At 71.2% G+C, this 19,865-nt stretch carries 19 protein-coding genes and 1 tRNA gene; 11 read left to right on the top strand and 9 right to left on the bottom strand.

Annotated features, from left to right (window positions below; all coding sequences use genetic code 11):
- The 7 genes from ACXJJV_RS04320 to ACXJJV_RS04290 are packed head-to-tail and all read right to left on the bottom strand — an operon-like array spanning position 1 to position 7,194.
- A complete protein-coding gene (locus ACXJJV_RS04320; protein WP_456466983.1) occupies positions 1-795 on the bottom strand; it encodes a DUF2110 family protein in 795 nt (264 codons plus the stop codon).
- Positions 796-805: 10 nt separating this feature from the next.
- Positions 806-1,330: a TIGR00295 family protein gene (locus tag ACXJJV_RS04315; RefSeq protein WP_456466952.1), complete on the bottom strand. Its 525-nt coding sequence runs from the start codon at positions 1,328-1,330 to the stop codon at positions 806-808.
- Entirely contained in the window at positions 1,311-1,892 is a 582-nt protein-coding gene (locus ACXJJV_RS04310) for a hypothetical protein (RefSeq protein WP_456466951.1), read from the bottom strand. The genes ACXJJV_RS04315 and ACXJJV_RS04310 overlap by 20 nt, the downstream gene beginning before the upstream one ends.
- Positions 1,893-1,908: 16 nt before the next feature.
- Entirely contained in the window at positions 1,909-2,577 is a 669-nt protein-coding gene (locus ACXJJV_RS04305) for a hypothetical protein (protein WP_456466950.1), read from the bottom strand.
- A gap of 27 nt (positions 2,578-2,604) precedes the next feature.
- Positions 2,605-4,779, bottom strand: a complete 2,175-nt coding sequence (purL, locus tag ACXJJV_RS04300; protein WP_456466949.1) for a phosphoribosylformylglycinamidine synthase subunit PurL — start codon at positions 4,777-4,779, stop codon at positions 2,605-2,607.
- A gap of 52 nt (positions 4,780-4,831) precedes the next feature.
- On the bottom strand, positions 4,832-5,740 hold the full coding sequence (locus ACXJJV_RS04295; protein WP_456466948.1) for a (Fe-S)-binding protein: 909 nt from the start codon (positions 5,738-5,740) through the stop codon (positions 4,832-4,834).
- A complete protein-coding gene (locus ACXJJV_RS04290) occupies positions 5,737-7,194 on the bottom strand; it encodes a ribonuclease FAU-1 family protein (RefSeq protein WP_456466947.1) in 1,458 nt (485 codons plus the stop codon). Before ACXJJV_RS04290 ends, ACXJJV_RS04295 begins: the two co-directional genes overlap by 4 nt.
- A 25-nt stretch (positions 7,195-7,219) precedes the next feature.
- Between ACXJJV_RS04290 and hisE the strand changes: the two genes are divergently transcribed.
- From hisE to ACXJJV_RS04250, 8 genes are all read left to right on the top strand, one after another.
- Positions 7,220-7,519 (top strand): phosphoribosyl-ATP diphosphatase, encoded by a 300-nt coding sequence (gene hisE / locus ACXJJV_RS04285; RefSeq protein WP_456466946.1) that lies wholly within the window; start codon positions 7,220-7,222, stop codon positions 7,517-7,519.
- Positions 7,494-7,838 (top strand): hypothetical protein, encoded by a 345-nt coding sequence (locus tag ACXJJV_RS04280; protein WP_456466945.1) that lies wholly within the window; start codon positions 7,494-7,496, stop codon positions 7,836-7,838. The genes hisE and ACXJJV_RS04280 overlap by 26 nt, the downstream gene beginning before the upstream one ends.
- Positions 7,839-7,894: 56 nt before the next feature.
- The gene (locus tag ACXJJV_RS04275) at positions 7,895-9,247 is read left to right on the top strand and encodes an NAD(P)/FAD-dependent oxidoreductase (protein WP_456466944.1); all 1,353 of its coding nucleotides are present in this window, start codon (positions 7,895-7,897) and stop codon (positions 9,245-9,247) included.
- A 2-nt stretch (positions 9,248-9,249) separates the two neighbouring features.
- A complete protein-coding gene (locus ACXJJV_RS04270) occupies positions 9,250-10,224 on the top strand; it encodes a hypothetical protein (protein ID WP_456466943.1) in 975 nt (324 codons plus the stop codon).
- A 40-nt stretch (positions 10,225-10,264) separates the two neighbouring features.
- Positions 10,265-10,341: transfer RNA gene (locus ACXJJV_RS04265), tRNA-Ala, on the top strand.
- 50 nt (positions 10,342-10,391) lie between these two features.
- A complete protein-coding gene (locus tag ACXJJV_RS04260; protein WP_456466942.1) occupies positions 10,392-11,420 on the top strand; it encodes a M28 family metallopeptidase in 1,029 nt (342 codons plus the stop codon).
- Entirely contained in the window at positions 11,417-11,959 is a 543-nt protein-coding gene (locus tag ACXJJV_RS04255) for a cysteine hydrolase family protein (protein WP_456466941.1), read from the top strand. The genes ACXJJV_RS04260 and ACXJJV_RS04255 overlap by 4 nt, the downstream gene beginning before the upstream one ends.
- A complete protein-coding gene (locus ACXJJV_RS04250; RefSeq protein ID WP_456466940.1) occupies positions 11,956-13,317 on the top strand; it encodes a 2,3-diphosphoglycerate synthetase in 1,362 nt (453 codons plus the stop codon). Before ACXJJV_RS04255 ends, ACXJJV_RS04250 begins: the two co-directional genes overlap by 4 nt.
- Before the next feature lies 1 nt (position 13,318).
- Here the strand turns inward: ACXJJV_RS04250 and ACXJJV_RS04245 are convergent, their stop codons facing one another.
- Positions 13,319-13,552 (bottom strand): histone-like protein, encoded by a 234-nt coding sequence (locus ACXJJV_RS04245; RefSeq protein ID WP_456466939.1) that lies wholly within the window; start codon positions 13,550-13,552, stop codon positions 13,319-13,321.
- A gap of 31 nt (positions 13,553-13,583) precedes the next feature.
- Here ACXJJV_RS04245 and nucS point away from each other — a divergent pair, with 31 nt between their 5' ends.
- A complete protein-coding gene (gene nucS / locus ACXJJV_RS04240) occupies positions 13,584-14,366 on the top strand; it encodes an endonuclease NucS (protein WP_456466938.1) in 783 nt (260 codons plus the stop codon).
- 2 nt (positions 14,367-14,368) lie between these two features.
- A complete protein-coding gene (locus ACXJJV_RS04235; protein WP_456466937.1) occupies positions 14,369-15,019 on the top strand; it encodes a phosphoribosylanthranilate isomerase in 651 nt (216 codons plus the stop codon).
- Here the strand turns inward: ACXJJV_RS04235 and ACXJJV_RS04230 are convergent, their stop codons facing one another.
- On the bottom strand, positions 15,020-19,294 hold the full coding sequence (locus ACXJJV_RS04230) for a cobaltochelatase subunit CobN (RefSeq protein WP_456466936.1): 4,275 nt from the start codon (positions 19,292-19,294) through the stop codon (positions 15,020-15,022).
- Positions 19,295-19,431: 137 nt separating this feature from the next.
- Between ACXJJV_RS04230 and ACXJJV_RS04225 the strand changes: the two genes are divergently transcribed.
- Positions 19,432-19,865 (top strand): hypothetical protein (locus tag ACXJJV_RS04225; RefSeq protein WP_456466935.1); only part of this gene is annotated, 434 nt, incomplete at its 3' end.

Genomic DNA, 19,865 nt, shown 5'->3' with positions numbered 1-19,865 from the left:
TCACTCCAGGATGGGCCCCTCGGGGCTGGGGATGAACCCGATCCGCTCCAGGAACTTGTCGTCGTACACGAGCTCGACCTCGGCCCCCTTCAGGTAGGGGCCCACCCGGCTCAGGACGCCGGGGGCGTCGGTGCCCTCGGCGAGCACCACCTCATTTTCCAGGAGGCCCCACCTCTCGATGCGGAGGACCCGGCGGCCGAAACCGGCCCGATTCAGGGCGCGCTGGAGCCGTTTCCGGGTGACCCCGGCGACGATCAGCCGGTCGTACGGGTCCGCGGCCATCTCGAGCAGGTACTCCACCTGCTCGTCCGTCAGCCGGGCCTCGATCTCGCCCTCCTCCTCGTTCACCTCCACGATCTCCACCTCGAGGGGGAGGTTCTCCACGAAGCCGAAGCTGCGCCCGATGTCGCGGACCGAGGCCTTCTCCCCGCCGAGCAGCTGCTCCCGGAGCCGGTAGAGGGGAACCAGCGCGTCCACCACCCGGGGACCCACCACGCCCACGTCCACGTAGATTCCGTATCCGACCCGGTAAAGGTCGATGATGCGCCCGTAGATCACGTCGCCGGGCGTGAGGTCGAACAGGGAGCGCACGGTATCGAACTCGCCCACCAGGCGCTCGGCCGCCTCCTCCGCGTCCGGTCCTCGGAGTCGTAGGATCGCCCAGGAGCGGAAGTTCCTGCGGACCTCATCCACCTCGACCTCCAGGTCGCCCAGCAGCTCGCGGACCTGGCTCAGCAGCGACTCCTCGGCCCCGCCGTCCCGGTACAGCTTCTCAAGGATCGTGACGTCGACCACGGGCAAGCGATCACCACCGGTCGAGCTCCGGCGGTACCGCGCCCAGCTCGGACAGCTCGCGGTGCAGCCGGATGAGCCGGCGCACGGGGGGCGCGTCCTCACCCATCCGCTCGGAGAACTTGCGGACGACGGCCTTGATCGGGACGTGCTCGGTCCCGAACGTCAGGTTGTCCGCGTGGGCGACGATCTTCTCCTCCAGCGTCTCGGGCACGTAATCCTTGGGCGGTAACCCCAGCTCCTCCGCCTCCTCCCGGGGGATCCCGGCGCCCACGTGCCGCTCCACGATCCGGGCGACGGGCTCCGGGTATCCGAGCTCCCGGACGATCCGGGCGCCGACGACCGCGTGCTCGATGCCGTGCGTCTCCGCCCGGCCGATGTCGTGCAGCAGGGCCCCGGTGCGGACCAGGTCGACGTCCACGTCCTCCCGGCAGCGCTCCGCCATCTCGACGGCGAGCTCGCAGACGGCCCGACAGTGCCGGATCACGCGCTCCGGGCAGCCGACCCGGCGCAGGTCTTCAATCGGGTCCCGATCCACCGAGCCGTTCCCTGAGCTCCCGGAGCCGCCGGATCTCCTCTTTTAACTCCTCCGCCAGCTCCTCCATCCGGCGGCGCTCCTCGGTCATGTCCACCTCCTGCAGCATCTCGCCGCAGTTGGGGCACCGGAACTCGCACTCCATGGCCTCCTCGAAGCTCAGGACGGGGCACTCCTCGTTACCGCAGTGAAACATCGGGTGGGACATGTCGTTGGTCAGCGCCCGCTCCACGTCCTCCAGCTCCCGCTCCTTGATCTCCAGGCCCCGGCGCAGCACCTCCCGCAGGTTCAGGCTCCAGGCGTAGACGGGGTACCGGTACTCCTTCCGCCGCTCCTTCCGGAAGGACACCACGCCGCGCTCGTGCAGCTTGTACAGCACCTTCCTAACTTCCCGCGGATCCACCCCCAGCTCGCCCGCGATCTCCTCGTCGATGGCCTCCCGCCGCAGGATGATGTCCACCGTCCGCCGCGCCACCTCCGGGTCGATCCCCTCCTCGTCCTCCAGCAGCGACAGGGTCACTTCTTTAATCACCTTTAGATCCTCCTCGGACAGATTGGAATACATCGGCGTTATCCGCCCCTTACAGAAGGCGTTTTAGGTGCGTAATAAACTTGTGTAACCGCCTGAAGGTATCACGGCGCGGGTGCACAATCACAGCCGATCCCCGACCCTCCACGATCATCTCGGCGGCGCGCTCCGGATCCTCATCGTCGATCGTGTACCGGTCGATCCCCACCCCCTCCACGTACTCCACGCCGAGCTCGTCGAGGATGCCCCGGATCCAGTCCGGCGTCCGCACCCCGATCAGCAGCCTCAGGCCCGCGTCCCGCGCCGCCCGCCCGAACCCGTGCACCACGGACGGGTGTAGCTTCGGCCCCAGGTCGTCCTTCCAGCCCCTCCTCGGCACCTTCCCCCGGAAGAAGGCCGTGTGCAGGGGCCCGCACAGCGTCAGGTACCGCGCCCCGTCCACGAGCCTCAGGGCCCCGAGGACGGCCTCCCGGATCTTCCCCTCCGGCACGCCCGTGGCCAGCGAGGTCCGATGAACGCCGATGTAGCCGGGGCTGAGGTGCAGCGCCAGCTCGTACCCCTCCTTCCTCAGCCGGTCCACGTACCGCACGTCCGGGTGGTACTTCTTCAGGCTGCCCGCGACGGACCACACGATCCGACCTCCGAGGTTCTCCACGCGTCTCCGCGCCAGCTCCACCTCCGAGTCCGGCACCTCCTTCTTCGACGGGTGGTCGATGAACACCAGGAACTCGCTCAGCGGTACTCCCCCTCACTCCAGGTGCTTCAGCGGCTCGCGCCACCACGCCTCGAGCGTCTCCCGGCTCACCTCCAGCCGCGCCGGTCCCGCCTCGACCCGCAGCACCCCGTCCCCCGTCACCTCACCGACCACCTCGGCCGGGACGCCCGCCTCCCGCGACTCCTCCAGCACCCGGTCCGGCTCGTCGGTGACCACGAGCGCCCGCCCGTGGCTCTCCGAGAACAGCAGGTAGTCCCAGCGCGGCACCCGGCCCGGGGCGCGGGAGAGATCCACCTCCGCCCCCACCTCGCCCAGCGTCTCCGCGAGGACGACCAGGAGGCCCCCCGTCGAGACGTCCCGGATCGCGGACGCGCGGGCCCCCCGCGCGAGGCGGCGCAGCAGCCGGTGCAGCCGGCGCTCCTCCCGGTACCGCACCCGGGGCACCTTCCCGCCCTTGATCTCGTGGTACTCGATCAGGTACAGGGAGCCGCCGAGCTCCGGCCGCGTCTCCCCCAGGAGGACGATCGACTCCCCCTCCTCCGGGGTCCTCGGGAAGTCCTCCAGGTGCTCCAGCCCCTCGATCAGGCCCACCGCCCCGACGACGGGGGTGGGGTTGACGGGGCCGTCCTCCTCGTGCTCGTTGTACAGGCTCACGTTGCCCCCCACGACGGGCACGTCGAACCGGCGCGCCGCCTCCGCGAGCCCCTCGATCGACCGCCGCAGCTGGTAGTACACCCGCGGGTTCTCCGGGCTACCGAAGTTGAGGCAGTCGACGAGGCACAGGGGCCGCGCGCCCACGGTGGCGATGTTCCGGAGCGCCTCCGCCACGCAGCCCTCCGTGCCCGCCTTCGGGTCGATCAGGACGTGCCGGGGGTTGGAGTCCGTGGTCAGGGCGAGGGCCCGGTCCTCCAGCCCCTCGTGCTGCAGCCAGAGCACCGCGGCGTCGTGCCCGGGCCCGACCAGCGTGCGCCCTTGCACCCCGTGGTCGTACTGCCGGTAGACCCACTCCCGCAGGAGGGGGGACGCGTTCGGGGAGGAGAGGATCGCCCTCGCGGCGTCCTCCGGGTCGGGCTCCGGCACGTCCACGTCCTCGGGGTAGGAGTACGGTTCCTCCTCCCACTCGAGCGTGGGCGCCCCGTCCGCGAGGAACTTGGCCGGGACCCGGGCGACGAGCTCCTCCCCGTCGCGGACCGTGAGGTACCCGTCGTCCGTCACCCGGCCCACCACGGCGGCCTCGAGCCCGTACCGCTCGCACACCTCGAGGACCTCGTCCACGTCCTCCGGCGACGTCACGATGAGCATGCGCTCCTGGGATTCGGAGAGCATGATCTCACAGGGCTCCATCCCCTCCTCTCGCAGCGGAACCCGGGAGACGTCCACCTCGACACCGACGCCGCCGTCCGCCGCCATCTCGGCCGCGGCGCAGGTGAGCCCGGCCGCGCCCAGGTCCTTGCACCCCTTGACCAGGCCCCGCCGCACGAGCTCGCGCAGGGCGAGGATCAGCAGGCGCTCGGTGAAGGGGTCGCCGATCTGGACCGCGGGACGGTCCTCCTCCTCGGACGACTCGTCCAGCTCCTCCGAGGCGAAGGCCGCGCCTCCGATCCCGTCCCGGCCCGTGCGCGCCCCGATGAGGACGAGTACGTCCCCCGGCTCCTCCGCCCGACCGCGCACGATCTCGTCCCGACGCACCACGCCCACGCACATCACGTTCACGAGCGGGTTGCGCGCGTAGGAGGGGTCGAACTCGAGCTCGCCGCCCACCGTGGGCACGCCGATCCGGTTCCCGTAGTCCGAGATCCCGCGCACGACCCCGTCCACGAGGTAGGGCACGCGCTCCGCGTCCAGGGGACCGAAGCGGAGCGGGTCCAGGAGGGCGATGGGGAAGGCGCCCATGGAGAGGACGTCCCGGACGATCCCGCCCACGCCGGTGGCCGCGCCGTTGTAGGGGTCCACGTAGGAGGGGTGGTTGTGGCTCTCGATCCCCACCACGAGCGCCCACTCGTCGTCGATGGCGACGACGGCCGCGTCGTCCCCGGGCCCCACGAGCACGTGATCCGCCTCGGTCGGCAGCTGCCGGAGGAGGCGCCGGGTGCTGCGGTACGCGCAGTGCTCGGACCAGAGGTTCTCGAACATGGCCAGCTCCGTCTCGTTCGGCTCGCGGCCGAGCTCGCGGCGGATGAGCTCCAGATCCTCCTCGGTGAGCGTCACGGGTGGGACCCCCTCGGGGAGTGCGTAACGTCGTCACTCCCGGCCCCGAAGGTCAGCAGACAGCGGGCTCCTCATCGGGGGATAAGTTGACCGCGTACCCCCACAGCGGTCGGACGTCGAGCTCCCCCTCCAGGGTTCGCGTGCACATGGGGCAGGGCGTGATCACGGGCTCCCCGGACCGACGTAGCGCCCGGACGGTGTCGGGCGAGGGCTCGCCGACCAGGGCCCCGCCCCCGCAGCAGCGGTGCCGTCGGGGTGGGGTGCGGACGTGGTCGGGCAGGGCGGACAGGACCGCGTCGTCCAGCCCGTGCCGGACGAGGTGGCACGGGGACTTGTAGGTGGCCCCCCGGGGCACGCCCTCGAACTCGGCGATGGCGGCGTAGTACAGGGGGTGTTCGCCCAGCACCTCGATGCAGAAGTCGAGGCAGCCGGGGCAGAACACGACCACCGCGTCGTACTCCTCGAAGAGCCGCCGCCACCGCTCCCGCACCCGCTCCGGCACCTCCTCGCCCCGCTTCCGGGCGAAGTTCAGGCAGCAGGGCTCCTCGCGCCCCAGCGTGGCCAGCCCCGCCCGGCGCGCCAGGCGCAGCGCCGACTCCAGCCACTCGCGGCGGCTGCGGATCGTGCAGCCGAGGACGGCGACGACGTCCCCGTCCAGGGGCTCCCCCTCGCCCTCCAGCTTCCTCGGGTAGGGGGTCCCGCTCCGGAGGGCGCGCTCGACGGCGCTCGGGGTCGGTTCCTCCGCCCGGAGCCCGGCGAGGAGCTCGGTGTGCGGGATCCCGTGCGGGCAGACCCGCTCGCAGAGCCCGCACAGCGTGCAGTCGCTGGCCAGCTCGAGGGCCTCCTCGAGGCGTCCGGCGGCGGCGAGCGTGTTGAACCGGCGCCGGGGCACGTTCATGGGGCAGCGGGACTCGCAGGCGCCGCACCCGTCGCACCGGGTGAGGGCCCGCCGCGGGTTCACGGCTCGAACCCCTTCCAGACGGGGTGCGGGCGGACCTCCTCCAGCCCCCGCTCCTCCACGCGCTTGGCCGTTTCCAGGGCGAGCTCGGCGAGCTCCTCCGGGATCCAGCCCTCGTCCACGGCCCGCTCCAGGTCGTCCTCGTCGATGATCTCGCGCTCTCCCTCCTCGGGCTCGACCACGTCGATCTCGAGGTCCACGTAGCGGGCCCCGTCCCGGGTGATCTCGACCGGCGTGTTGACGTTGTAGTACCGGCCCTTCAACTCGCCGTCCTTGTTGTAGTACTCGTGCACGGTGACCATGGAGCCGTCGGGGAGCAGGGTGATCGCGTAGTCGCCCTCCTCGATGGGCTTGTCCAGCCCGTCGTAGTACCCGGGCCCCTTCATGCGGCGCCGGACCTTGAGGAGCCCCTCCGTCGGGTCGTACGACTCGACCCGGGGCTCGCCGCCGAGCTTCTTCACGCCGCGCCCGGGCTTGACGTGGTAGATGTCGACCCGGTCCCCCTCGGAGGGGCCCTCGGAGCGGGTGAGGCACTCCATGAGGCGCTCGGTGACGGCCTCCTCGTCGAGCCGCTCGAGGAAGGGCTCCACGGTGTCCACGGCGACGCTCGCGGCGCGGCTGCGGCATTTGAAGTAGTGGTGGCCGGTGATCGTGGGGAGGACGCGGGCGCGGACGCGGTCCAGCTGGTGCTTGGTGAGGGCGTGGAGCTCGACCTCGACCTCCCGGTACTCGACGATGGGGCCGGGCTCGTCCATCCGCTCGGCGCGCTGGAACAGTCGCTTCCGCTCCTCGATCAGCCGCTCGACCTCCTCGGCCAGCTCGTCCCCGGAGCGCCCCTCCGCGGCGGTGCGCCAGATGAGGCCCCAGCCCTCGGGCACGAGCGCCTCGCCCAGCCGCCGGAGCCGCTCCCGCTCCTTCTCGTCCCGGATCTTCCGGCTGACCTTGACCCCCTCCACGGGGAGCAGGACGGCGTACTCGCCCGCCACGGAGACCTCGGTGGTCAGCTTGAGCGGTCCCTCGGACACGGGCTGGGCGACCTGGACGACGACCTCCTCCCCCTCCTCCACCAGCTCCGACTCCTCCTCGCTCAGGAACCCGCGCAGGCCGGAGCCGAGGTCGATGACGGCCACGCCCGCCCGGTCGTCGATCTCCTCGACCACGCCCTTGAACACGCTGCCCTCGCCGACGCGCTCGGTCGTGACCGTGGCGAGCGTTTCCCGGCGGAGGAGGTCCAGGAAGTCCTCGACCGGCTCCCGCTCCCCGTGCACCTCGATCCCGTGGCGGTTCCTCGTGTCTCGCACGTCCACGTCCGGGGAGCCGTCCTCGAACTCCGCGTCGGGGAAGCGCTCGAGGATGTCGTCCGAGGGTTGGGTGATCCGGAGACCGTGATCCAGGCACAGCTTGGTGAGGGCCGTGGAGTATATCCCGCGGATCCGGACGCGGTAGTCGTCGCTCATCCGGGACACCCCGGGGGTACGGGGGTTGGCCGGCGCCGACGTGCTGGAGGAGGTGTTCCGGGTGATCCGGCGGCGGATCGAGGAGCGGCCGGAGGGCTCTTACGTGGCCGAGCTGACGCGCGACGACGGCAAGCCCGCGTTGAACAAGATCTGCGAGAAGATCATCGAGGAGGCCGGCGAGCTGATCCTGGCCGCTAAGGACGGTGACCGCGAGGGCGTGGTTTATGAATCCACCGACCTGATCTTTCACGTGATGGTGCTGCTGGCCTACCTGGACGTCGAGCTAGGGGAGGTGTTCGATGAGTTCGCGCGGAGGAGGCGGTGAGGAGCTGGAGCCGCCGGTGCCCGAGGACGCGAAGTACGCGTACTACGTGGTCCTGTTCCAGAACCCGGAGGACGGGGAGTGGGACCTGTTCGCGGTCATCCGCGGGTACCCGGGGCTCGAGGAGCCGTACGCCATCGCCGTGCACCTGGCCCGGACGGTGGATGAGGCGCTGAAAGAGGTGGATGAGGACCTGAAGGCGGAGCTGCAGGTGGTGCCCGTGGGCGGCGAGTCCGGGGTGCCCGAGTCGGAGACGGTCAAGCTGCTGGAGGCCGTGAACGAACTGCTGGAGGCGGCGAGCCGGCGTCGGGACGAGGGATGACGACTTCTGAGGACGGTGACCGGACCCCGGGATGATCGGTGCGGGCGAGGCCGACCATGGCGCGGGTGATCGTCGTCGGCGCGGGTCCGGCCGGGCTCTTCGCGGCCCGAGAGGTCGCCCGGCGCGCGGAGGGCGACGTCGAGGTGATCGTCTACGAGCAGGGTCCGGACGTGGACGAGCGGTTGGAGAAGGGCGAGGTGATGCGGGGCGTGGGCGGGGCGGGCGGCCTCTCCGACGGCGTGCTCAACCTGCGACCGGACGTGGGCGGGGACCTAACCGAGATCGTGGGGAACCGGCGCGAGGCCGAGCGGCTGGTTGAGTACGTGGACGAGGTCTTCCTGCGGCACGGCGCCCCGAGGGAGCTGCGCGAGCCCTCGGGCCCCAAGGCCGAGGAGATCGCCCGGCGGGCGGCCGCCGCGGACGTCGAGTTCGTCCGCATCCCGCAGCGTCACATCGGGTCCGACCACCTGCCGAAGGTGATCAAGTCCTTCGTCCGGGAGCTCGAGGACCTCGGCGTCCGGATCGTCACCAAGACGCGCGTCGAGCGGATCCTGGCCTCGGAGGGGGAGGTTCGGGGCGTCCGCCTCGAGGACGGGCGCGAGGTCGAGGCGGACTACGTGATCGTCGCGCCCGGCCGGGTCGGCGCCGACTGGATGATCCGCGAGGCCAAGCGGCTGGGCCTCGGCATCCGCTACAACCCGATCGACGTGGGCGTCCGCGTGGAGGTCCCGAAGGTCGTGATGGACCCGATCGTGGAGGTCTCCCTGGACCCCAAGTTCCGCCTGCGCACGCCCACGTACGACGACCAGGTCCGCACCTTCTGCGTCTGCCACGGCGGGTACGTGGTCAAGGAGACGTACGAGGGGTTCGTGGGCGTGAACGGGCACTCGTACCGGGACCGCAAGTCCGAGAACACGAACTTCGCCTTCCTCGTCAGCGTCGACCTGACCGAGCCCGTCGAGAACACGATCAAGTACGGCCGGTCCATCGGCGAGCTCGCCACCACCATCGGCGGCAACCGGCCCATCCTGCAGCGCCTCGGCGACCTCCGCCGCGGCCGCCGCTCCACCTGGGACCGCATCAACCGCTCCCAGGTCACCCCCACCCTGACGGACGTGACCCCGGGCGACGTGTCCATGGCCCTCCCACACCGCGTCACGCTCGACATCATCGAAGGGCTCGAGATCCTCGACGAGGTGATCCCGGGCGTCGCCTCCGACTCCACCCTCCTGTACGCGCCCGAGATCAAGTTCTACTCCGCCCGAGTGCGGACGAACGAGGAGCTCGAGACCGCGGTGGAGGGCCTCTTCGTGGCCGGGGACGGGGCCGGCCTCTCCCGGGACATCGTCAACGCGGCCGCCACCGGCGTCATCGCCGGGCGCGCCGTCGCCGAGCGCGTGGGGGGATGAGCGTGCTCACCGCGGTGACGAAGCTCCTGCTGCTCGCCCCACTGGCCCACCCCTCCGGCTGCTGCACGGTCCTGGTCCACGTGAAGGACGACCACTACGTGCTCGCCTACCGCCGGGACGCCAAGACGCCCGCGGAGATCGTCATACAGCGGGTTCAATGGGCCGGCAGGCCGGCGCTCAAGGAGTTCAAGCGGAACTCCGGCGGGTACTTCTGCCACACCGTCATCACGCGCGACGGATGGATCCTCACGATCGGGGGCCGGGACTCCCCGACGATCAACCGGGAGCTCGAGAGGCTCGGGCAGCGGGTCGTGGAGCGCGGAAGGATCGAGCGGGAGGACGTCCGGCGGGCGATGGAACTCCTCCGAGAGAACCGGTGGGGGCACTTCGTGGTCAAGGCCCCGGACGGCACGGTGGGGATCGCCGTGTACGACTACCGGGTCTCGGCGGGCCGGCTCGAGCGGTTTCGGCTCCGGGAGGGTGAGTACGTGAAGGTGACCAACAACCCGCACTACTACGCCGTGGGCCGGTACCGGGAGTACGACAGGGACCCCGTCACCGCCGCGATCAAGGTCGCGGGCCGGGACACGTACGGGATCCACCGGCGGGACGTGATCACGTACAGCCTGGAGCCGTCCGGGCGCGGCCTCCGGATCCGGGTGTGGGCCTCCTACGACGGCGGCGCCATGGTGGGCGGGGCCCCGGGCGCCCCGGACCCCGTGAACTTCCTCGGTCGGCGCGTGCCCGCCGATCAACTCCCGAAGATCCCGGCCCGCCGGGAGCTGGGGACGGTCACGCTGGAGCGGGAGCGGCCCAAGGCCCGGTCCTCCTCGGGCGGGTGGAGCGCGCTGGCGACGGCGCTGGCGGTGGGGGTGCCGCTGGCGGTTGGCGGCCTCGCGGCGGTCCTGTGGGTGAGGGGTCGGTCGGGGGACGAATCGGGCGACCGCGGTGAGGGGAAGGGCGGGAAGAAGGGGTAAACTATTTTAACGTCCTTTAGGAACGACCGCGACCGGAGGCGGGCCCGCAGCTCAGTCTGGCAGAGCGCGGCCCTTGCGAGGCCGTGGCCCCGGGTTCAAATCCCGGCGGGTCCACCATCCGGGAATCGTTACATGATCCAAAACGATAGCGGGGCGGGTTCCCGGGCATGCGACGGCTCCTTCCCGCGGTGACGACCGCCCTGGCGGTCCTGGTGGCGGTCGTTGGGACGGGCACGACCGCCTTCAACCCGGTGGACAAGGTCCGGGAGTTCGACCCCAACCACGCGCTGAACTTCGCCAGGCAGGTGTGCAAGCTGGGTCCCAGGTACGGGGGCAACGACGCCGAGCTGAAGGCCGCGGACATGATGGAGCGGGAGCTCAAGAAGTACGGGCTGAACGTGTGGAAGGAGAAGGTGGACCTCGGCGGGGGCAAGTGCACGTACAACGTGATCGGGGAGATCAAGGGGACGCGGGAGCCTAACAAGTACGTGATCGTGGGCTCCCACATCGACTCGCCGGGCTTCTGCGAGGGGGCGACGGACGACGCGGCGGCCATGGGCATCCAGGTGGAAATGGCCCGCGTCCTGGCCAAGAACTTCCGACCGAGGAAGACGGTCCTGATCATCGGGTTCGGCGGTGAGGAGCTCTGGTTCAAGGGCTCGGAGGCGTTCGTGAAGAAGCACCCGGACATCGTGAAGAACTGCGAGGCCGTGATCGACCTGAACTGCGTGGGCGCGGGCGAGAACGTGTTCCTCACGCGGCGCAGCGCCCAGCCGAAGCCGGTGGAGGGCGACCCGAAGCTGATCCGCCTGCTCGAGCAGTGCGCGAGGGAGCTGGGGCACCCGGTGACCGTGGGCGACACGACCTACCCGAGCGACACGTACCCGTTCTACCACAACCACATCCGGCGCGTGCCGGTGTGCCAGGTGATGAACCAGCCGTTCAAGGTCGCCCCGTGGAGTAGGTCCAACACGGCCGACAAGCTGGATCCGAAGGACATGGAGAAGACGGGTGAGACCGTCACGCTGGCCGTCGTGAAGCTGACGAACGCGGAGCCCGCCGCGAAGCCGCTGTGGGAGGAGCAGCGCGAGCGGCAGAGGGCGCAGCAGCGGGGTTGGTTCACGCCCGTTTGGTGGGCGATCGCGCTCGCGGCCCCGCTGCTGGCGATCGCGGGTCGGAGGGGGCGGGCCCGGTGAGGGCCCTCCTCATCATCGACATGCTCCGGGACTTCGTGGAGGAGGGCGCCCCGCTGGAGGTGCCCGGGGCGCGCGACCTCGTCCCCACCATCGCCCGGTTGGCGGACGCGTTCCGGGAGGCCGGTGAGCTGGTGGTGCACGTGTGGGACGAGCACTACCCGGGGGACCCGGAGTTCAAGGTGTGGGGCGAGCACGCGGTCGCGGGGACGGAGGGCGCCGAGCCGGTCGAGGGGCTGGAGCCGAAGGAGGGGGACGTGGTCGTTCGGAAGCGGAAGTACAGCGGGTTCTACGGCACGACGCTGGACTACGACCTGCGCGTCCGCGGCGCGAGGGAGCTGTACCTGACCGGGGTCTGCACGGACGTTTGCGTGCTCTTCACCTGCGCGGACGCGCTCATGAGGGGCTACGACGTTAAGGTGGTGAGGGACTGCGTGGCCTCCCTGGACGAGGAGGCGCACCGGTTCGCCCTCGAGCACATGGAGCGGTTGGGCGCGGAGCTCGTCACCTCGGAGGAGGTGCTGCGGGGGTTGGAGGGATGACCCGGATCCTGGCGCTCGTGGACGGGGAGCACTACATCCCCGTCACCCGGGCCGCCCTGCGGGTGGTGGAGGAGGAGCTGGGTGAGCTGGTCGGGGCCGTGTTCATCGGTGGTACGGAGAAGATCGGGGAGCCGGAGGACGTCAAGCGGGAGCTGGGCGTCAGGGTCTGGCTGCCCGAGCGGGAGGACGAGCTGCCCCTGGAGCTGATCGAGGAGGTGGTGGAGCGCGAGGACGTGGACGTGGTCCTGGACCTCAGCGATGAGCCGGTGGTCTCCCCGGACGACCGGTTCCGGATCGCCGCGACCGTCCTCTCCGCGGGTGCGGAGTACTGGTGCCCGGACCTCAAGCTTAAGCCCGTGGAGATGCACGACGTGCTCGAGAAGCCGTCGATGCGGATCATCGGGACCGGGAAGCGGGTGGGTAAGACGGCCGTCTCCGCCTACTCGTGCCGGGTCCTGCACGCCCGCGGGTACAACCCGTGCGTGGTCGTGATGGGGCGCGGGGGCCCGAGGGAGCCGGAGGTGGTGCGCGGGGACGAGATCGAGCTGACGCCCGAGTACCTGCTGGAGCAGGCGGAGAAGGGCAAGCACGCGGCCAGCGATCACTGGGAGGACGCCCTGCTCAGCCGGATCCCGACCGTGGGGTGCCGGCGCTGCGCGGGTGGGCTCGCGGGCCGCACGTTCATCGACAACGTGCTGCAGGGCGCCGAGATCGCCAACGACCTGCCGGCGGACTTCATCGTGGTCGAGGGCAGCGGCGCCGCCATCCCGCCGATCGAGACGGACGCGGGCATCGTCATCGTGGGCGCGAACCAGCCGCTGCGCCACGTGACCGGGTACCTGGGCCCGTACCGGATCCGCATGTGCGACCTGGCGATCCTCACGATGTGCGAGGAGCCGATGGCGGACGAGGATAAGGTGCGCCGCGTCGAGCGGGGCGTCCGGCGCGTGAAGGACGGGCTGGAGGTCGTTCGGACCGTCTTCCGGCCCAAGCCCGTGGAGGACGTCTCCGGGAAGAAGGCGATCTTCGTCACCACCGCGCCGGAGGCGGTGGTGCCCAAGCTCGTGGAGCACCTGGAGTCCGAGTACGGGTGCGAGATCGTGGGCACGTCCCCCCACCTGAGCAACCGGCCGAAGCTGCGCCGGGACCTGGAGCGGTACGTGGACGAGGCCGAGGTGCTGCTCACGGAGCTGAAGGCCGCGGCCGTGGACGTGGCCACCCGGGAGGCGCTCCGGGCCGGGCTGGACGTGGTGTACGTGGACAACGTGCCGATCGCCGTCGGCGGTGACTACGACCACGTGGGTGACGCGGTCGAGAGCGTGGCGGAGCGGGCGATCGACCGGTTCGAGGGCGACTGAGTCACTCCCCCGCGTCGATCCCCAGCACCACCTCCAGGAACGCCCTCCACACGTCCTCCCGCTCCACGTACTTCTTCCCCCGCGCCGCGGCCAGCCTCCCCGCCCGCTCCCCGATCCGCTCCGCGAGCCGCTGCACGCTGTCCCGAAGGACCACCGGGGCCCGGCGGCTGACCCGCATCCCGTCGCCCGCCGCCCGCAGCTTACGCTCGAACGGTGCCACCGGCAGCTCCGACACCGCACCCAGCCCCCGACCAGGGGAGCGGGCCTTGGCCGGGGTCCGGGTGCTAAAAGAGCCCACGCCCCGGGAGCTGGAGACCCTCGCCCGGGACCTGGGCAAGCGGCCCGTCCTGATCGCGGGGATCTGCGAGGCCGAGTACCGGGGCCGGGCCGAGTCCCGGGCCGGACCCGCCCTACGGCTGGCCATCTGCAAGCCGGACGGCACCTTCCTCCTCCACAACGCCCTGGAGAAGCGCGAACCCACCAACTGGAACCCCGCCCCCTCCCGACAGTCCCTCGAGGTGCGGGACGACCTCGTCGTCCTCCGCTCCCGCCGCCTCGACGTGAAGGAGGAGGTGATCGTCTACTTCCACCGCGTCCTCCTCGCCTGCTCCCTCCCCAAGGAGGGGGCCCGGAGCGAGCGCTCCGTGTTCTCCCTGTTCCGCTCCGAGGAGGACATGAAGCGCCTCATCTGGCGGAACCCGGACGTCATCGAGCCCGGCTTCCAACCCGTGCGGGAGGAGGTCGAGTGCCGGGCCGGCATCGCCGACGTGGTCGGGTACGACGCCGACGGCCGCCTCGTCGTCCTCGAGCTCAAGCGGGCCCGGGCCGGCGTCGACGCGGCCTCCCAGCTCCGCCGGTACGTGGAGGCCTTCCGCGAGGAGCGGGGCGAGGAGGTGCGCGGCATCCTCGTCGCCCCCTCCATCACCGACGGCTGCCGCCGCCTCCTGGAGAAGTACGGGCTCGAGTGGCGACGGCTGGAACCCGAGGCCACGGACCGGGACGGAAAGGGCGATGGCCAGCGCACGCTCACCGACTACCTGGGGGACTGACCGTGGTCCGCGTCAAGATCTGCGGGATCACCCGAACCCGGGACGCGCGACTCGCCGAGGAGGCCGGGGCCGACGCGATCGGCTGCGTGACCGAGGTCCCCGTCCCCAGCCCCCGGTCCGTGGACGCGGAAACGGCAAACGAGATCCTTTCCACGGTATCCCCATTCGTTTCCAAAGTGACGGTGGTGATGGACGACCTGGGAGTGCTCGAGCGCGTGGAGGAGGCCACCGTCGCCCAGCTTCACGGGACGGAAAGCCCAGAGGACTGCGAGCGGGTGAGGGAGCTCGGGTACGAGGTCATCAAGACGCTGTGGGTCGACGCGTCCGGGCGCCTGTGGCTGGGGGACGACCGGGTCGACGACGAGACCCTGTCCGGGTACCTGGAGGTCGTGGACGCCCTCCTCCTGGACACCAAGTCCGAGGAGTGTGGCGGCAGCGGGCGCACCCATGACTGGTCGGCCTCGGCCGAGGTCGTCGAGCGGGTGGACGTCCCGGTGATCCTCGCCGGCGGGCTGAACCCGGGGAATGTCGAGCGGGCCGTCAGGGAGGTGCGACCCCACGCCGTCGACGCCTCCTCCGGCGTCGAGCGGGAGCCGGGCGTCAAGGACCCCGAGGCCGTGAGGAAGTTCATCCACCGCGCCAAGCACGCGTGATCACCAACCCTCCGTCCACCCCACCCGCTCCCTGCGCCCCGACCACGACCACGCCCCCACCCCGAGCGCCAGCCCGACCAGCACCAGCAACAGCAACCGCTGCAGCCACACCGGGACCGGAGACCCGGAGGCGCGAGACGGCTGGCGGGAGAGGGACACGGCGGGCGACCTGGTCGACCCGCCCCTGGACGGACCCGACCCCGACCTCGAGACCGAGCGGGCGAGGCCGACCGACCGGGAGAGCGGGGAACCGACCGGGGAGATCCGAACTGGCCCGCGCGCCATCGAGCGGCCGACCGCAGACGGGGCCGTCCCCCCACCGACGGGCCGGTCGGTCAACCGGACGGCGACCGGCCCGATGATAGAGCGCCGGTCGGTCCGAGCGATCCAGGGCGACGACACGGTACCGGTCGACGAGACGAGGCGAGACGGAAGTGCCAGGGTCACCCGGGACCCCGGAGCCACCGCGGGGGACCTCACGGCGACGCGTCCGGCTGGCCCAACACCCACGGACGTCGCGGGCGCGGGACTCGGACTGGGTGATGGGGCGCCCCGTTCCGGGCTGGGGGAGGGGGAGACCGGTGGCGGGGACGGGAGCGGTGCGGTGGACGGGTGGATGGAGATCGAACCGGGCCGTCCGGCGGGGATCGGCCGCGCCGGGACGAGTCCGACGGCGTACGGGTTGGGCAGGAACGCGCTGACGGGGCTGGAAAGGGAGAGGACCGACCTCAGGACCGGGTTGGCCGCCTCCTCGAAGCATCCGCACGCCCCGTACCGCCGCGACAGGTACGAGAACAGCTCCAACGATCGGGAGAGGATCTCCCTCCTGGCCCGCTCGACCCAGCGGCTCACCTCCTTCAGCTCGCCCTCCCAGACCATGACCTGCGCGTGGTAGGTACGGCGGAGCAGGGCCTCCCCGGCCCGGTAGTACAGGTGGAAGACCCGGGCGGTGATCGCCTCCAGCGCGTACGGGTTGATCCGCTCCAGGTGCCGGGCCACCTCGCGGTCGAGCACCAACCGGTGGGTGACCTCGTACAGGAGCTGCCCCAGGGCGCCCGCGAGCGCCTCCTCCACCGGGGTGCCCGGGGACTCGATGACGGGGCTCAGCGCGGCGATCAGGCCCAGCAGCCTCGACACCCGCTCGAAGAGCGCGGCGGCCTGGCCCGGGGTGCTCAGCGAGAGTATCCAGTCCCGGTCGAGTAGCAGCGAGTGGAACTCGCGCAGCAGTTCCGCGTGGAACGGGGTCAGCTCCCGGGTGGTCGGGTCCAGGAGCAGCAGGTCGAGGCACGCGCCGCGCACGGCCCGGGAGAGGGCGAGGCAGGCGACGCCGAACTCCAGGACGTCCTCCGCCAAGGCCCCCCAGATGCGGTCGGTCTCCGCCTTCACGAGCTGGTCGACCAGCAGGAGCTCCAGCTCGAACATCCCGGGGTCCGAGACGGGGCCCTCGGGCAGCAGGATCCGGCCCAGCTTGGCGGGCAGCGAGGCCACGAAGAGGTCCCACTCGCGGGGCTCCAGCCGCTCGGCGAGCACCCGCACTCCCGTCGTGTAGTCGGCCGGCCCGTACAGGGCCGCGGCGGCGCGTCGGGCGGCCTCCTCCACCGGCAATCCCTCCACCTGCACCCCGTACAGGAACTTCACCGCCCACGCCCCGTACCAGCTCGGGTCCGGTCGGAAGTCCGGGAGCTCGAGCACCCGGACCGGGAGGGACTCGTACCACCGCCGCAGCGCCTCCAGGCCCCGGCGGAGCAGGCCCGGGTCGACGTGGATCCTCGAGAGCGCGGCCCGGAGTTCCGGGTCCCGGCACCCGCTCCGCAGCCGCTCCAGGAGCCGCTCCAGCTCCGACGGTGGGCACCGCTCCGAGGCCCTAAGGACGCACGCCAGGTGTGCCTTGAGCAGCGCGAGGCCCGGGGTGCACCGGGCGAAGACGGACTCCAGCCCCTGGCAGACGAGGACCGGGGCGTAGACCGGGGAGCCCGTGAGCCCGTACCCCTCGTCGAGCCTCACCAGGCCCGAGCTCCTCATCAGGTAGGCCAGGGAGGCGCCGCGGTCGTTGATTAGGTCCGTGGCGGAGAGCAGGAACAGGGTGGGTCGTTGAGGCGGCCGCAACCCCTCGGTCGCCCTCCAGGCGGCCTCGGACGGGAGCGCGTTCGGGTCCAGGGCGTACAGCAGGCGCCCCGTGGGCAGCACGGAGGGGTCCAGGGTGGGGTCGCCCGGGGGCCCCACCGGGATCCGGCGCCCGGAAAGCGCGCTCAGCAGGCTCTCGATCTCGAGCCGGGCGGACTCGATCACGAGCCGTCGGATCCGCTCCGCCTCCCGGTAGAGGTCGGGGTAAAGGGACCGCAGCTTCCCCGGGTGGGACACCAGCCGGTCCCACTCGCCCCAGAGCTCGTTCAGGAGCCGGAGGGCCCGGTCGGGGTGGTCCCGGATCATTCGATCCAGCTCGTCGAGGCTCAGCCCGCGGCGCTCGAGCTCCCGCCTCAGGAACTCTCGGAAGAGGATGGCGCGCACGTAGGCGCGCACCTCGTCCGAGGTGACCAGCCCGTACACGTGCAGCGAGCGCGCCAGGCTCGCCGGCACCGGGCGCTCACCGTGGGCCTGCATCGCGTGCAGGTATAGGTGCAGCCGGTCCACCAGCCGCTCGAAACCCCGCTCCGTCCCCGCCATCCGGACCACGTCCTCCCAGGAGAGACCCATCCACTCGTACAGCCGGGTGACGCGGAGCGCCTCCAGGATGAGCGGACGCAACCGCTCCGCGAGCCCCGGGCTGCCGGACTGGAACCAGTGGAAGCACTCGTGCAGCGCCTCCACGAGCGTCCGCAGGTAGAACTCGGTCGCCGTCTCCGGGGGCGGCGGCAGGTGCCCGATCACCACCGCGCTCGTCCTCCACTTGACGTTCAGCAGCTCCCCACTCGTCACGCACCACAGGTACACGTGCGGAACGTCCCCGAGCAGCACCGTCGGGAAGTCCACGTGCGAGAGGAGCGTCCGACGCAGCGGCAGCCACTCCAGCGTCCCGTGCGTGCCCACGTGCACGACGACGTCGACCGTCCGCTTCAGCCACAGGTACACGGCCAGGTAGTGGTGCGGCGGCGGGAGCAGCAGCGAGTGGTACGTGACCGACGACTCCAGCGAGCCCCAGAGCCAGCCGCGCGGTGGCTGAGGCACCAGCAGCACCTTCCCGAACCTCAGCCCCGGGACCACGAAGTACCCGTCCACGACCATCACGTCCCCGGGCGGCGGTCCCCACCCGAACAGGCCCGTGCGGTACCCCAGCAGCCGCTCCAGCCGCCGGCCCGCCTCCAACGCCCGCTCGAACGCCCGGCGGAGCTCCGATGCGCCCAGGCGCCCCGAGGCGTACTCCAACACCGCCTCCGCCAGCCGGGAGAGCTCCCTCAGCGCCCCCTCCCGGGCGGCCTGAAGCTCCCTAGGATCGCCGGAACCGACCCCGACCGGCCCCACGGACGACAGCAGCCGCCGCGCCTCCGACAGCAGCGCCTCCAGATCTCGCCTCAGCGACTCCAGCTCACGCCCGCTCAGCGGCGGTCTCAGCAGCCGGGCGTACCCGTAGAGGAGCCCGGGCAGACCGTCCTCCACGTACAGCCGATCCACCTCGGGCAGCCGCTCGTACCACCGACGGTACGCGTCGACGGGGATGAGCGCGAGGTAGGCCCGACCCTCGTACATCCGACGCAGCCGCTCCCCGCTCCACCAGCCCACGTTGATCCCGTACCGCCAGACCAGCCGGGCGAGCTCGGCCTCGAGCCTCCTCACCAGCCGGGCCGCCTCGTCCCACCGGCCCTCCCGCTCGAGCCGGGCGATCTCCAGCAGCTCCCGGTCCCAGGGCGTCCTCACGTCGTAGCCCGCGGCCTTGAGATTGGCCAGGATGTTAACGAGCGAGCCGAACACGTCCAGCCCATCGGCGGTGACGGACTCCCGGCCCGGGGGCCAGTTGTAGTAGACCAGGGCCACGATCTTCTCCCGGTTGGGCCTCCCCGCCAGCTCCCGCCAGCGCGCCTCGAGCCTCTCCACCAGGGCCTCGTTCTCCGGGTAGGGGCGGCCCGCCAGCCGGGTTGGCGGGGTGACGAGCAGACCCCTCGAGTCCGGCAGCACGACCTCCCGGAAGAAGGACGGGGTGGGGCAACCCAAGGGGTCCGCCCAGTACTCCCCCGGCGGCACGCCCGCGTCCGGCTCGTGGAACTGCAGCGGTTGCGCGCCCGCGGCCCCCGCGGGCTGGATCGACACCGTCAGCAGGAGAAGAACGAGCAGGATCGGCACGATCCCGGCCTCCCCCGAGGATCGCACCGGGTCACCAGGTGGCCCGATAAAGGTCATTCCCGAAACCTTTTTGGTACTCATCGGTAACAACTCCGGGCCGGAAAGTACTACCAAAGTGCCACGGGGGATTGTTCTAAGTGAGATTAGCGCTGCTCACCCTGATTGGAGCGCTGGCCCTGGCCGGCGCCCCCGCCGCGGCCTCCCTGCAGGACTACCGGCAGGCCTACCTGGACGCCGCCAAGATCGAGGAGTACGGGGGCGAGCTCCGGGAGGCGCTCAACACCATCGGCGGCTTCCAGCCGCCGTGCGGGCTGAAGGTGATCCCCACGGCGTACCCGTACATGGCGTTCAAGGACGACAGGAACGCGATCCAGGCGGCGTTCCAGGGGACCGACGTCGCGGAGTCCGGCTCGTGGGTGGAGGTGGGCCCGGGCGACTTCCGGGCGCTGATCTACGGGATCGGCGAGCTGGGGAAGGACTGGTTCAAGCGCGTCAGCACCGTGGTCGACCTGGCGCAGGAGCCGGCCCGGTGGGCGCTGAAGGTGCACGAGGAGACGCACGCGTGGGAGGG

This window comes from Methanopyrus sp., assembly GCF_053997775.1.
This window is presented reverse-complemented; position numbering and strand designations above follow the sequence as displayed.

Excerpts from the sequence above, each read along its gene's own strand:
- ACXJJV_RS04250 (WP_456466940.1), top strand. The coding sequence starts at position 11,956 with ATGACCCGGATCCTGGCGCTCGTGGACGGGGAGCACTACATCCCCGTC.
- ACXJJV_RS04280 (WP_456466945.1), top strand. The coding sequence starts at position 7,494 with ATGAGTTCGCGCGGAGGAGGCGGTGAGGAGCTGGAGCCGCCGGTGCCC.
- ACXJJV_RS04275 (WP_456466944.1), top strand. The coding sequence starts at position 7,895 with ATGGCGCGGGTGATCGTCGTCGGCGCGGGTCCGGCCGGGCTCTTCGCG.
- ACXJJV_RS04310 (WP_456466951.1), bottom strand. The coding sequence starts at position 1,892 with ATGTATTCCAATCTGTCCGAGGAGGATCTAAAGGTGATTAAAGAAGTG.
- ACXJJV_RS04260 (WP_456466942.1), top strand. The coding sequence starts at position 10,392 with ATGCGACGGCTCCTTCCCGCGGTGACGACCGCCCTGGCGGTCCTGGTG.
- ACXJJV_RS04290 (WP_456466947.1), bottom strand. The coding sequence starts at position 7,194 with ATGAGCGACGACTACCGCGTCCGGATCCGCGGGATATACTCCACGGCC.